Source organism: Candidatus Eisenbacteria bacterium, from assembly GCA_016930695.1.
Taxonomy (GTDB): Bacteria; Orphanbacterota; Orphanbacteria; order Orphanbacterales; family Orphanbacteraceae; genus JAFGGD01.
Genome location: JAFGGD010000013.1, coordinates 45,541 through 58,260, shown reverse-complemented (window position 1 = coordinate 58,260; position 12,720 = coordinate 45,541). Strand labels below are relative to the sequence as shown.

Sequence of the window (12,720 nt, the reverse complement as noted above, 5' to 3'; positions counted from 1 at the left end):
TCACGGCTTCTCCTCCCCCGACGGCGCGAGACGGTACTCGATTCTCGGCTCGTAGAGGCCGGGCACTACGCCGGTCCAAGAGAGTAGGATCCGGAGATCGATACGGATGCGTTCCCGATTGGCGGCACCGTCCCCGCGCGCCACGACGCGCCACTCCGTATCCAGGGGGAGATAGCGGGAACCTTCGACGCGAAAAAAGAGAGGAGCCTTCTCTTCCTCCTCCGCCGCGCGAAGCGAAAGGATCCAGGGGATGTTACTCGAGATCTCCACCTCGATCGGGTCGGAGAGATCGAGACAGCCCCGCGCGAAATCGCCGGAGGCGGGGGACGGAATGCCGAGAAGACCGGGATTCACGTCCAAACGCTGCAGGGCCGGAACGGCGAGATCGATCTCGACGAGCGCCTGCCCGGCGGTTTGCGCACGGACCGGTTCGGGAGCCGTGAAGATGACGGAAGCGACGAAGAAAAATCCGAGGAACCCGAGGCCGTTTATCCGTATATGGTTTCGGTTATTCACCATCTCCCTGGATCGCTCCGGGTCCGGAACGGGCGAGCACGCGCCGGTCCGGGACCTCGAAAACCGCGTCCCCCGCCACAAGATAATCACCGCCGAAATCCACGATCGCCAGCGCGGTATAGGTTCCCGGCGCGAGGTCCCGATCCCCGGAGACGCGCAGTTCCCGCGTCCCACCGGGGAAAAGGGTGAACCGACCCTCCACACCGAGGGCGAGGGTGTCCAACGCCGCCCCGCCGCCGTCGCGGATCTCGGCGCGGCCGGTGCAACGGAGAATGCTGTTGCCCGTGTTCTCGACGCGAACCGTAACCACCGGGGTCCACGGCGCGGCGTTTCTCCCGTGGTCGAGTGAGGCGGACGCCGCGGGCTCCTCCGCCGTCGGCGGTAGAATCCCCGTTTCGGGAACCGAGGCGAGAAGGGGCGCCTCCCGCGTCACCTCCGCGCGCACCAACCAAGCCCCGCCGAAACCGGATCGCTTCGCCCGCTCCACGAGACGGAGGGCGTCCTCCTTCTCCTCGCAGTTCCCCACCCTCGTCTTGAAGAGGGCGCCGCTCCGTTCCACGTACGCCGCGGTCTCCAGAACCGCTTCCGCTCGCTCCGCCAGGGCGCGCGCCTTTTTCTCGTCGGCGGAGGCGAGGAGCTGCACGCGGAACCCGTCGACCGTCTCGGTCCGCGCGGCGGGCGCCGGGGCGTCGGCGCGACTCTCGGCCTTCGCGCCCGCCGGCGAAGCGACGGACGCGCGGACGATCCAGCTCGAACCGAAACCGGTGGAGGCGAGCCGGGAGGTCAGGACCTCCGCCTCCTCCCGCGTCCGTTCCTCGCCGACCTGCACCTTATAGAAGGGATCATCGAACACCACGTGAACCGGGCCGTCGAATCTCCCCGCGAGCGACTCGGCCAACCCCCGCGCCTTGCCGGCGTCCCGGGTGGCGAGGAGCTGGGCGCGCCAAGAGCCCGGCGCCGCGTCTTTCGGAGAAACGGTTTCCGGCGTCACCGCGGCCTCGCGGATCTCCGGCGCCTCCACGCCGACATGGGTCACCCGGGCGGCGGGCCGGAGCGTCCCTTCCACGTCCTCAAAAATCCGAACGCCGACCCGTTGCTTGATGAAAACCCGGTAGGTCCGCTCCCCTTCCTTCACGACCGACGGTTCGGGGGCGCTCACCTCTTCGAGATAGACTTTGGTCCAATAACTTCCCACCGCCGGCGACGGTGCCTCGAGCAGGATCGGGATCTGCCTCACCTCGCCCGGCTCCAGATCGATGACGCGTCCGTCCACGGTGAGCCAGTCGGCACAGCTCCGCGCCAGCGATCCGACGGGGAGATTCTCCTCCCGGCCGTCCAATCCGAAGCGGCTGTCGCCCGGATAGAGACGGACCGAAAGGGGCCGGGTACCGGTATTCTTGATCGTGATGGGCTCCTCGGCGCGCCCGCCGGGACCGGCCCGGAGGTGCAGTTCCATCGGCGACACCACGAAGGACGCCCGCGCGTCGGGCACCGCGATCAGGTGCGCCGCGAACAGAAGCGCCGGGAGGACCCCGTAGGAGAGGCATCGACGCGTCATCGTTTCGTTCTCCCGTCCCGCGGGCCGGCCGCGCGCCGCCCCGCTCTTTCCGGTCACTCGACGTGGGCGACCAGGGTATAGGTGATCGTGATTCCGTACGTGCCGGGGATGTCCCCGGCCCAGTCCAACAGCACGCGGGTCTGCACGTGCACCGCGTTATCCGCCACGCCTTCCGTGTGGCTCAGGATCTGCGTGTCTGAGCCGTCCAAGTCGATGTAGGATCCGGCGCCGTTCTGGATCGTTCCGGTCGGTGTGTTCGTGATGCGTATGGCGAGATCGTCCTCGTCCTTGTCGTAGGCGCCGGGGCAGGTCCAGTCACCGGCGAGCTTCACCGAGAGATCCCAAGGCGCGTTGGCGTTGATGGTGAGCACCGTGGCATCCGCCGCCGATTCGACCTGCCCGGCGTCGTACGCGCTTTCGCCGACGCCGTCGGCGGTCAGAGTGAGAAGGTCGGACATGTCCCCCATCAGCGTGAGCTGGCTGAGCATGGGAACAAGCATCCTTCCGATCGACGCCTGCGTCTCCTCGCCTCGCGCGCTGAGCGCGCCCGCGGCGAACGCGGCGGCGAGCAGCAAATAGGGCAGGCAACGCGGGCCGCCCAGCGGTCCCTGCCCTGGACCGACCTGTTTCGCAGATCGCCACATCGTTCCGGTCCGCTCCTTTTCCGAGCCACGAGACCCTTTCCATCCGTTTTTCGGGATTTCTGAACAAATCTTTAAAAAAAAGACGTTCCTCTCGAAAACGGACCTCCGGGGAACGGGGAACGCGGGGGGGGGCGGCGGCGACGAGCGACACCATCTCATTGCAATTATGTAGGTTAAGACTCGGGACGATCGAACGGGAACGGGCATCGGAAAAAAAAGAAAATGAGGAGGCGGACGAACCGATCACCGGCCCGCCCGCCTTATTTCCGTCGCGGTGGAGTCGCCGCGCCGCTCTCACGGTCACTCCGCGTCATCGCCGAAAGGGGCCGGCGCCGGAGCGACGGGAGAATATTTAACCCGTGGTCGTCTCCATGGTGTACACGGTCGTGATGCTGTACGCGCCGGGAATATCGGCGGTCCAATCCAGGTCGACCCGAACCTGCACCTCCACGTCGTTGTCCTGCACGCCCACGGTGTGGCTCAGGATCTCCGTGGCGCTCGACGTGGGACTGAAATAGGAATCGGCGCCGTTCTGGATCGTGCCGGTCGGCGTGTTCGTGATCCGCAGGTCCAGATCCGCTTCGTCCTTATCATAGGAACCGGGACAGCTCCAGCCACCGCCGGTGTAATGAACGCTCAGTTTCCACTGTTTATTCGCGTCCACTCGAACCGTCACCGCGTCCGCGGCGGACTCGACGTATCCCGCGTCGTATGCCGTTTCTCCGGTGCCGTCCTGGGTAAGGGTCAACAATCCGGAGACGTCTCCGGAGATTCCGATCTGGCACAATTCGGGTATCGTACCTCCCACGATGCTGTTTCCCGTGTCCGACTCGTCGGCCGCCCAAACCAGGGCGGACAGAAGGATGAGCGGCAACGCGAGACCCAAGCTCTTTATGCCCGTCTTTCTCCAACTCAACTTTCTTCTCCTTTGCTCTCCGGCGAGTAAACCCGCCACGCTTACAGAGACCCGCGCTCTTCCCTCCACGGTTTTCCGCGGTGGAGAAGCTTCATCCGGGGCGTTGTAGACAAGGGGGGAATTTGCAAAAAACCTGCCAGGGGAATCGCTTTTTTCTTCATTCCATGTATCGGAATGAACCTCCGTTCTCTTCAATTGTCCCGGGGTGCCCGGCGGAGACTCGAATCTGATAAATCTTTGGAATAGAAGAAGATTGGCGCTCGCTGCTTCCCGCGCCGCGTTTTCTCTTTTCCCCCGGGTGGGAGCACCCATTCGCTTGCGCCACGCGTTCTCATCCGGCGGGCCCTCATTCTGCGAGCCGAGAAAAGGCGTTTTGCGAAAAAGAAGGGGCGGACCCGTTCGGGCCCGCCCCTGTGTTCCTTCCGCCGAACCGCGGAACCTAGTCGTAGTATTCCGAGCCGAGGTGGTGGATCACATCTTCGCCCATCATGTCCCGAAGGGTGTTCTTCATCTTCATCTGCTGGATGAAAAGATCGTGTTCCGGATAGAGGCCGGGCGCGGTCATGGGACTCTTGAAGTAGAAAGAAAGCCACTCCTGGATACCCCGGCGACCCGCCCGGGCGGAGAGGTCGAGGAAAAGCGCAAGGTCGAGAACGATCGGCGCGGCGAGGATCGAATCGCGACAGAGGAAATCCACCTTGATCTGCATCGGGTAACCGAGCCACCCGAAGATGTCGATGTTGTCCCAGCCTTCCTTGTTGTCTCCCCGGGGCGGATAGTAGTTGATCCGTACCTTATGGTAGAGGTTGCCGTAGAGACTCGGATAGAGCCGGGGCTGGAGAATGTGCTCGAGCACCGAGAGTTTGGACGCCTCTTTGGTCTTGAAAGACTCCGGATCGTCCAGCACCTCGCCGTCCCGGTTGCCGAGAATGTTCGTGGAGAACCAACCCGAAACACCGATCATCCGCGACTTGAACCCGGGGGCGAGAATCGTCTTCATCAGGGTCTGGCCGGTCTTGAAATCCTTGCCGGCGATGGGCGCGCCCGTCTTCTTCGACAACTCGACCAGGGCGGGGATGTCCACCGTCAGGTTCGGCGCTCCGTTGGCGAAGGGGACGCCCGCCTTGAGCGCCGCGTAGGCGTAGATCATGCTCGGAGCGATTCGCTCGTCGTGCGCGTCGAGTCCCTTCTCGAAAGCGGCCAGCGAGGCGTGCACGTCGGAGGGCTCGATGTAGATCTCCGTGGATGCGCACCAGATCATCACCAGTCGGTCCAAGCCGTGTTCCTCGCAGAACCGGCGGATGTCCTCGCCCAGCTGGTCGGCCAGATCCCGCCAGTTCTTACCCTTCTTCACATACGTTCCGTGCAGCTTCTTCACGTACCGGTTGTCGAAAACCGCGGGCATCGGCTTCACCGCCCGCAGCTCCTTCTCGATCGAGTCGAGGAGGGTGCGCTCCAACACGCCCGCCTTGACCGCCGCCTCGTAACCATCGTCCTCGAAGATGTCCCAACCGCCGAAGACGAGGTCATCCAGATCGGCGAGAGGGACGAACTCCTTGATCATCGGGACGCGGTTTTCGGTCCGCTTGCCGAGTCGGATCGTTCCCATCTGGGTCAGCGAACCGACCGGTTCGGCCAAGCCCTTGCGGACCGCTTGCACGCCGGCGATGAAAGTGGTGGAAACCGCCCCGATTCCGGGGATCAGCACGCCGAGTTTCCCCTTCGGCGCCGCGATGTCTGCTTTGCCCATCGTATTCTCCTTCCGCCCCGGGGGCGGCTCGGGTTTCGCGAATTCCCTGGAAAAATACCAGAAGCGCGCTTATAAGTATCATGAATCTATTTGATAAGATCCATAAGGAGAGTTGATAACAATGAACGACCTGGCCCCGCTCCGCGCTTTTCTCGCCGTTGCCCGGGAAGGCGGGTTCTCCGCCGCCGCCCGCGCGCTCCATCTGACCCAACCGACCATCTCGATGCAGATCCGGCGCCTCGAGCAGGAGCTGGGCGAGCGCCTCTTCGAGAGAACGGGCAAGCGGGCGCGCCCCACGCCGGCGGGATTTCACCTGATCGGCCGGGCCGAGGAGGTGGTGCGGGCGGCGGAGAACCTCGCCGACGCCGCCCGGGATTTGCGTGAGGTACACGGCGGCGATCTCCAGATCGGGACCACCGACGTGGCGAGCATCTACGTCCTCCCCCGGGCGTACAGGACTTTTCTGGGACGCCACCCATCGGTGAACCTGTCGGTGACGGTGGACGGAACTCTCCCTCTCCTCCAATCCCTCCGGGCGGGACGGATCGAGCTGGCCGTCGCCACCCTCCCCGTCTCCGGCGACGATCTGGAGTCAACCGTCGTCGAGCGGGATCGACTCCTCCCCATCCTTCCCCGCCGCCACCCTCTGGCGGGGCGCAAGAGAATCCGTCCGGAGGAACTCGCCGAAACGCCGATGATCACCTTCAAGGAGAACTCGGTGACGCGCCGCGAGGTGGACCGCGCCTTCGGCGCGGCGGGGGTCCGCCCCCGGGTGGCGATGGAGATCTCCAGCCCGGAGGCGATCAAGAAACTGGTCGAGGTGGGTCTGGGGTTCGCCGTGTTGCCCGAGCGTTCCGTGCGCGCCGAGATCCATGCCGGTCGCCTCGCCTCCCCGGTCCTCACCGGCCTTCGTCTCGAAAGGAGGATCGGCGTGATCCGCCCGCGGGGGCGCTACCTCTCGCCGGCGGCCCGGGCTTTTCTCTCGATCCTGGAATCGGATTAGGGAAGCTGAGGTGATCCCGCCCGGCGCGGAGCGGGATTGCATCACATCTAATTCATCGACCGCCACTTCCGGCCCGGGCTTGCGCTCGGAGGCGGGCCGCTGTAATCTCAAGCGGGAGATGGAACCAAACGACAAGCGGTAGCGTAAAGAAGATCAAGGAGCCGAGCCGGGAATGGAAACAAGGGAGCCTACGATGAACGAGACCGCGACGCCTTCCCCCCCATCCCTTCGGAGACGCGCCTGGAACCGTTTGAAGGACGTCGTGTTCATGATCGCGGCGGTGCTCTTCCTCCGCACCTTCGTCGTGCAGGCGTATCAGATTCCCTCCGGCTCCATGGAGGAGACCCTTCTGGTCGGCGACTTCCTGATCGCCAATAAATTCATCTACGGACCGCACATCCCCTTTACCGAACATAAAATAAAGGGGCGGGAGCCCCGCCGCGGCGAGATCGCCATCTTCCGCTCGCCGGCGGACGACAAAGACTACATCAAGCGGGTGATCGGCCTGCCCGGCGAAACGGTGGAAATCCGCGAAAACCGCGTCTTCATCGACGGGGAACCGCTCGACGAAGCGTACGTACACCTCGACGGATGCGGGAATCCGCCCCAGGCGTTCTACGGGCCGGTCACCGTGCCGGAAGGGCACATCTTCGTGCTCGGGGACAACCGGAACAAGAGCTACGACAGCCGGTTCTGGGGGTTCTTGGACGAGAGCCTGCTCCGGGGGCGCGCGGAGGTGATCCACTGGTCCTGGGACACGGGAAAACACCGCCCCCGTCTCGGACGGATCGGCGACCTTCTCTGATGGAAAGCGCCCCCGCCTCCTCCCCCATCACTCCCAGCCGTGCAGCTCGAACACCTTGTGCATCTCCCGATCCATCTTCTCCGGATCGGGCAGAGGCCCCTGATAGATCCTGTAGAGATGGCGGTGCGCGTCGAGCATGTCCGGCTCCAACTCCACCGCCCGCAGGAAGGCGCGCTCCGCCTCTTCCCACCGCCGCTGTCTGACCAGAACCCGCCCGAGCATGAAATGCGAGAGCGCGCGGTTCGGCTCGAGCCGTATCGCCTCGTCGAGAACCTTCTCCGCCTCGTCGTACCGCTCCAGTTGCAAGTAGAGCGTCCCGAGATAGCCCAAGGTTCGGCCGTCGGCGATTCCCCTCTCGACCGCCGCGACGATCGTCGCCGCCGCCCGGTCCACGCGCCCGACGAACCACTCGGCCCGCGCCAGGTTCTGCGCGTGGATCACCTCCATCGGGGCGATCCGGACCGCTTCCTCGAAGAGGGCGACCGCCTCGTCTCCTTTCTCTTCCTCCAGGCGGATCGATCCGAGCTGCGCGTAGGGGGTCGCCCATTCGCGTTTCCAGCCGAGATCGGCGGCGAGAAGAAGAAGAACAGCCGCGGCGATCGGCACCGCGGCGCGCGGGCCGGGACGCCCCCCCGCAATCGCCGCGCCGGCGAGAAGGGCCGCGATCGGAGCGAGAGGGATCACGTAGCGGGTGCAACCGAAGAAGAGGAGCACCGTCACGATCTGCGCGGCTCCGAAAAGGAGCGCCGGCGCGGGTACGCGGCGCCTCATGGCGCCGTCGAAGAGCGCGAGAAGGGCGAGGAAGAGGAGCGGGTAGTGCAGGTAGATGAAGGGCCGCGGCACGCCGGGGAAGCGTTCCGTCTCGAAATCGAAGAAGTTGCTGATCGGCGTGAATCGTCCGGAAAGGAGGATCCGCGCCTTGCGCATTTCGAGGCGAAAAGAATCCGCGCCGTGACCGGCGATCCAGGCGAGTCCTCGGCCGAACCAATATCGAGACGCCTCGGCGGCGTTCACGGAGCGGCCGAGGTCGCGCGCCGCCGCGGCCCGCGATTCCGCGGCCAGCGACACGATGTCGGCGCCCAACTCGGGAACCTTCCCCATCGCGCCCGCCGCGTTTCCGTTGTTTCCGTGGTAGAAGACCTCTCCGCCGTTCGCGGCGACGGGAACGAACCCGCCCCCCACGACGGCGTTCCGGACCGTCACGGGAAGAACGACAACAGCCGCGGATGCTGCGAAGAGAAGCACCGCGCGCGCGCCGGCCCGCCGCGCGATCCAGATCGCGGTGATCGCCGCGAAGAGAAGCAGGTTGGCTCGGGCGAGGGTCACGAGCCCGGTCGCCGCGCCCGCAGCGACCCACCCTCGGCCGGTCCGGGCCCTGTCGAGAAGCAGAAGGGCGGTGAGGGCGATGGGGAGGGCGACGGAGATGGGGGCGAGCTTCTGCTCGAAATAGACCGGGTAGGGAAGAAGGGCGTAGATCACTCCGGCGGCGGCCGCCGCCCGCCGGGGAAGGGCGCGAAGCGCGATCGCTGTGACGAGAAAAACCGACAAGAGACCGCAGAGATGTTGCGCCGCGTAGAGGAGCGGGAGATTCGCCCCCGCCACGGCACGGAAGAGGGCGAGCGCATAGGGGTAGAGCGGCGCTTGATAGAACGCTTCCCGCGGCGCGTCGCCCGCGAGAATCGCCGCCGCCCGTTCCCAGTAGGCGTGCCCGTCCGAGAAGAGATGGTGGGCGAAAGGACTCCCCTTCAGAAAACGGACGAGGGAAAAAGCCCGTAAAATCGCACCGGCGGCGAGGGGGGGGAGAAAGAGAAGCAGATTACTCCTCAACGGCAGAGCCCTCGGCGCAAGGTTCCTCACCGTCCCGGCGTTCGCCTGCGGAGAGTTCCGCGATCATCTCCTCGATCCGGACCGCAAGAGGACGCGGGGCCAGCGGGAGAATCTTCCGGCAACGGCAGAGGAAGATGAAGAAAGGGTCGGGATAGTCGAGGGCGTCCACGAGCGAGGCGACCAGATTCCCCTCCTGCTCGGGAAGCATCTCCGCGATTTCGGCGAGCCGCGTCGCCGCTTCGGTACGATCCCCTCGCCGGAGCGCCAAGCGCACCAGACCCCAACGCGGCTCCGGATCGCTCCGGTCCGTGTTCATCAGTTGGCGGAAGATCCTCTCCGCCTCCAGGTCCTGTCCCAAGTTCAGCCGGCAGTCGCCCAACCGGCGGCGCACCTCGTTCTCCCGCCCTTGGGGGAAACGCTCCCTCTCCAACTCGGCCAGAGCGTCGTCATAACGTCCGAGGGAACGGAGCAGATCCACCAGGGCGAAGCGGGTCCGCGCCCCGCTCGGGTCGCTCTCGAGCGCTTCCCGGTAGCGGATCTCCGCCTCCTCGGCATCCCCGCGCCGCTCGGCGAACAGGCCGAGCAGATAGAGAGTCTCCGGTGAACGGCCCGCGCCGTGGCGGACCGCTTGGCGGATCCGCTCCTCCGACTCCTCGGGCCGGTCGAGGCGTAAATAGAGATTGCCGAGTCCCAGATAAGCCTCACCGTAAGTGGAGTCGATGGCGATCGCCCGGAGGAATTCCTCCTCCGCTCCGTCGGTGAAACCGGTTTCCGTGAAAACCCGGCCCAAACCGTAGCGCGCCGGGGCGTAGTCCGGGTCCCGATCCAACGCCTCCCGAAACGCTCCCATGGCCCGATACCAGCGTTCCTCCTCGAGATAACGGAAACCCCGAGCCGTATTCTCCGCCGGACCGGGCGAGGAAGCGCCGCGGCCGAGCGCGGAACAGGAAAGCGTCCAGGAGAAAACGATCGGTATCAGGACGAGAAGCGTGAAAACCGCGGCGCAACGCGGGCGGCGTGAAGAGCGGCGGTCCTGAATCAACGAAGCAGATTCCATAAAATTCGCGCGGCGTAGATTCCCACAAGGACGGCGATGAGAAGGAGGAAGATCCGCCTTCCCCCACCAAACCGGAGCCCACCCACGGTCCCACCCCGGACGGGGAGCCTCTCTCCGCAGAAAATGCATCGGAGGTTTTCTTCCGGGGTTTTCTTCCCGCAATGCGGGCACTCCTGCAGTTCGTCCATCCTATCGCCTCGGCGACCAACATAGTCCCCGCGCCGGAACCTGTCAAGAACCGGCCCTCCCGCCGCCCGAAGCGCGCGGCGCGGAACGGCAAAAGGATCCCGGCTAGCGGACGAGAACGAGACGGGCGGAGGCGCGGGCTCCGGATGAATGGCGGGCGACGCCGAAGTAGACGCCCGAGGGGAGCGGACGGCCGTCCCCGTCGGCGCCGTCCCAGTCGGCGATGATCCCCTCCCCTCCGCTCGGGAGGGACGGGGCGCCGAGGACGCGGACGAGCCGGCCCCGCAGGTCGTAGACGCGAAGGTCCCACCGGCCGGCGGGCGCGGAGACGAGTCGAAGAGACGTTTTGGGGTTGAAGGGATTGGGAACCGCCGCGAGACGAGCCGAGGAAGGCGGCGGCGGTCCGCCGGCGGCGACGCCGATCTCCGCGTGTTCGAACCAGGGGGCGGAACCGCCGGACACGCCGGCGACGAGGCGCCCGCCCGCGAAGAGGACCCAGTGCGTATCCCGCGGCGCCGGCCCGTCGTCCAAGAGTTCCCAGTTGTCCGCGCCGTCCCACGACTCGAAGACGCCGCTCCCGGTGGCGGCGGCGAGATGGCTCGAATCGAAGGGATCGACGGCGATGCACCAGACGTTGCGGTCGGTAAGCCCGGTGTTCTTCCGCGTCCAGGAGGCGCCGCCGTTCACGCTCTTGTAGACGCCGCCGTTGTAGTAGCCGCCGGCGTAGACGACGGACGTGTCGGAGGGATCGACCGCCACGGCTCGTACATAGTTATCGCTCATCGAGGAAACACCCGTCCAGGTGGAGCCGAAGTCGCGGCTCCGGAAGAGGCCGTCGCCGTAGGTGCCGGCGTAGACGAGATCCGGCGCGGCGGCCGACGTCGCCATCCCCCAGACGTTCCGGGAACCGATCCCGGAGTCGGAGAGCGTCCAGGAGAGGCCGCCGTCGGCGCTCCGCCAGGGACCGCCGTAGGTACCCGCGAGCGCGGTCGTCCCGTCGCCCGGGCGGTAGAGGATCGACGTGACCGTCGCCATCGATCCGATGCCCGCGGAGGAAGCGGTCCAGGAGGCGCCGCCGTCTTCGCTCCGCCAGATCCCGCCGTAAAAGGCGCCGGCAAGGAGGTCTTCGCCGTCGTCGGGGCTCACCGCCACGCTCATGAGATCCCGCGCATCGACGCCGGGGCCGGCGGCGGTCCAGGTCCAACCGGTATCGGCGCTCGTGAAAAGCCCCCCGTACGAAGCGAGCCAAAGAACGCCGCCGTCGTGGGGGGAGAGAGTCACTTCATGGACAAAGCGATTGGCGAGCCCCTCGTTCCGCGCGGTCCATCCCGATGCGGGATCGGCGGAGGCGGCGACGCCGCCGTGGTACATGCCGACGAAGAGGGTGTCTCCCGCGAGGAGTACTTCCTGGGTCACCGTGTCCGGAAGCCCGGCGTTCCGGACGGTCCAGAGACCGCCGCCGTCGAAGGTCTCGAAGAGTCCCGCCCGGGTCGCCGCCCAAAGGGTGTCCGGCCCGTCCGGATCGATGGCGAGCGCCTCGGCATAGACCTCCCCCATCCCGACTCGGGCGGGGCTCCAGGCGAGGCCGCCGTTTATGGTCTTGTAGACGCCGCCGCCTTGGGTGGCGGCCCAGACGCGTTCCGGGTCGCCGGGGTGCACCGCCAGAGCGGAGACGATCGCGTAGTCGAGTCCCGAGGAGCGGGCGGTCCAGGTGGAACCGCCGTCGGCGGAGCGGAAGACGCCGCCTCCGGTGCCGGCGTACCAGACGGAGTCGGCGGAAGGGGCGGACGCGAGGGCGTGGATCGAGGATTCCGTGAGACCCGTGCCGGAGAGATGCCAGGCCGCTCCCCGGTCGTCGGTGCGGTAGATCCCGCTCGTGGTCGCCGCGAGAAGCCGGTCCCGGTCCGCGCGGAAACGCAGATCCCGAACCGTCATGCCTCCCAAGCCGTTCACCACCGGGAACCAGCTCCTCCCCCCGTTGGAGCTCCGGTAGACGCCGCCTCCGCTGGTGCCGGCGAAGAGGCTCTCCGGCGCGGTGGGGCTCGCTACAAGAGAGAGCACGTCGGTGAAGAAGAGGCCGTCGTTCCCCGCCGACCATCCGGCGCCGTTCCGGAAGGAGCGAAAGACGCCCCCCTCCTCGGTTCCCGCCAGGAGAACGCCCGCGTCCGTCGCGAGAAGCGCCTCGACACGACCCCCGAAGGGACCATCCTCCACGGTCCACCGTTCGTACCCGCCCCGTGCGGACGGGGGCGCTAGAAGTGCCGTCCCCGCGAGGACGGCGAGCAGCAAACGGCGTCCGATCATGGCTTTCTCTCGTCGGATGGGGGAAATATCGTGCGTTATATTATACAGGAAAAATAGACGATTCGGAAGACAGGCATGGCGATCCGGGGGAGAAAAGAAGAAGGAGGGATCCGGTTGGACCCCTCCTCCGGTCTGCCCTCCAAAGACAGAGCGA

The 12,720-nt window shown here is 66.1% G+C and carries 10 protein-coding genes; 2 read left to right on the top strand and 8 right to left on the bottom strand.

Features of this window, described 5'->3' with window-relative positions; translation table 11 throughout:
• From JW958_02195 to JW958_02175, 5 genes are all read right to left on the bottom strand, one after another.
• On the bottom strand, positions 1-519 hold the full coding sequence (locus JW958_02195) for a hypothetical protein (protein MBN1825047.1): 519 nt from the start codon (positions 517-519) through the stop codon (positions 1-3).
• A complete protein-coding gene (locus tag JW958_02190; protein MBN1825046.1) occupies positions 509-2,074 on the bottom strand; it encodes an SPOR domain-containing protein in 1,566 nt (521 codons plus the stop codon). The genes JW958_02195 and JW958_02190 overlap by 11 nt, the downstream gene beginning before the upstream one ends.
• Positions 2,075-2,127: 53 nt before the next feature.
• A complete protein-coding gene (locus JW958_02185; protein MBN1825045.1) occupies positions 2,128-2,718 on the bottom strand; it encodes a hypothetical protein in 591 nt (196 codons plus the stop codon).
• 352 nt (positions 2,719-3,070) lie between these two features.
• The gene (locus JW958_02180; protein ID MBN1825044.1) at positions 3,071-3,634 is read right to left on the bottom strand and encodes a hypothetical protein; all 564 of its coding nucleotides are present in this window, start codon (positions 3,632-3,634) and stop codon (positions 3,071-3,073) included.
• 439 nt (positions 3,635-4,073) lie between these two features.
• Complete coding sequence (locus JW958_02175) at positions 4,074-5,384, bottom strand: inositol-3-phosphate synthase (GenBank protein MBN1825043.1); 1,311 nt, start codon at positions 5,382-5,384, stop codon at positions 4,074-4,076.
• A gap of 121 nt (positions 5,385-5,505) precedes the next feature.
• On the opposite strand from JW958_02175, the gene JW958_02170 reads away from it, so the two are divergent.
• Together JW958_02170 and lepB are read left to right on the top strand one after the other, a co-directional pair.
• Positions 5,506-6,387 (top strand): LysR family transcriptional regulator, encoded by an 882-nt coding sequence (locus tag JW958_02170; protein MBN1825042.1) that lies wholly within the window; start codon positions 5,506-5,508, stop codon positions 6,385-6,387.
• Positions 6,388-6,580: 193 nt separating this feature from the next.
• Positions 6,581-7,192, top strand: a complete 612-nt coding sequence (gene lepB, locus JW958_02165) for a signal peptidase I (protein MBN1825041.1) — start codon at positions 6,581-6,583, stop codon at positions 7,190-7,192.
• A 27-nt stretch (positions 7,193-7,219) separates the two neighbouring features.
• Here lepB and JW958_02160 read toward each other — a convergent pair whose 3' ends face one another.
• The 3 genes from JW958_02160 to JW958_02150 all read right to left on the bottom strand — a co-directional run bounded on the left by JW958_02160 (position 7,220) and on the right by JW958_02150 (position 12,566).
• Entirely contained in the window at positions 7,220-9,019 is a 1,800-nt protein-coding gene (locus JW958_02160; GenBank protein MBN1825040.1) for a tetratricopeptide repeat protein, read from the bottom strand.
• The gene (locus tag JW958_02155; protein MBN1825039.1) at positions 9,009-10,061 is read right to left on the bottom strand and encodes a tetratricopeptide repeat protein; all 1,053 of its coding nucleotides are present in this window, start codon (positions 10,059-10,061) and stop codon (positions 9,009-9,011) included. The genes JW958_02160 and JW958_02155 overlap by 11 nt, the downstream gene beginning before the upstream one ends.
• Before the next feature lie 306 nt (positions 10,062-10,367).
• Complete coding sequence (locus JW958_02150) at positions 10,368-12,566, bottom strand: hypothetical protein (protein MBN1825038.1); 2,199 nt, start codon at positions 12,564-12,566, stop codon at positions 10,368-10,370.
• Positions 12,567-12,720 lie beyond the last annotated feature (154 nt).

Excerpts from the sequence above, each read along its gene's own strand:
- JW958_02190 (MBN1825046.1), bottom strand. The coding sequence starts at position 2,074 with ATGACGCGTCGATGCCTCTCCTACGGGGTCCTCCCGGCGCTTCTGTTC.
- JW958_02170 (MBN1825042.1), top strand. The coding sequence starts at position 5,506 with ATGAACGACCTGGCCCCGCTCCGCGCTTTTCTCGCCGTTGCCCGGGAA.
- JW958_02195 (MBN1825047.1), bottom strand. The coding sequence starts at position 519 with ATGGTGAATAACCGAAACCATATACGGATAAACGGCCTCGGGTTCCTC.
- JW958_02185 (MBN1825045.1), bottom strand. The coding sequence starts at position 2,718 with ATGTGGCGATCTGCGAAACAGGTCGGTCCAGGGCAGGGACCGCTGGGC.
- JW958_02175 (MBN1825043.1), bottom strand. The coding sequence starts at position 5,384 with ATGGGCAAAGCAGACATCGCGGCGCCGAAGGGGAAACTCGGCGTGCTG.
- JW958_02150 (MBN1825038.1), bottom strand. The coding sequence starts at position 12,566 with ATGATCGGACGCCGTTTGCTGCTCGCCGTCCTCGCGGGGACGGCACTT.
- lepB (MBN1825041.1), top strand. The coding sequence starts at position 6,581 with ATGAACGAGACCGCGACGCCTTCCCCCCCATCCCTTCGGAGACGCGCC.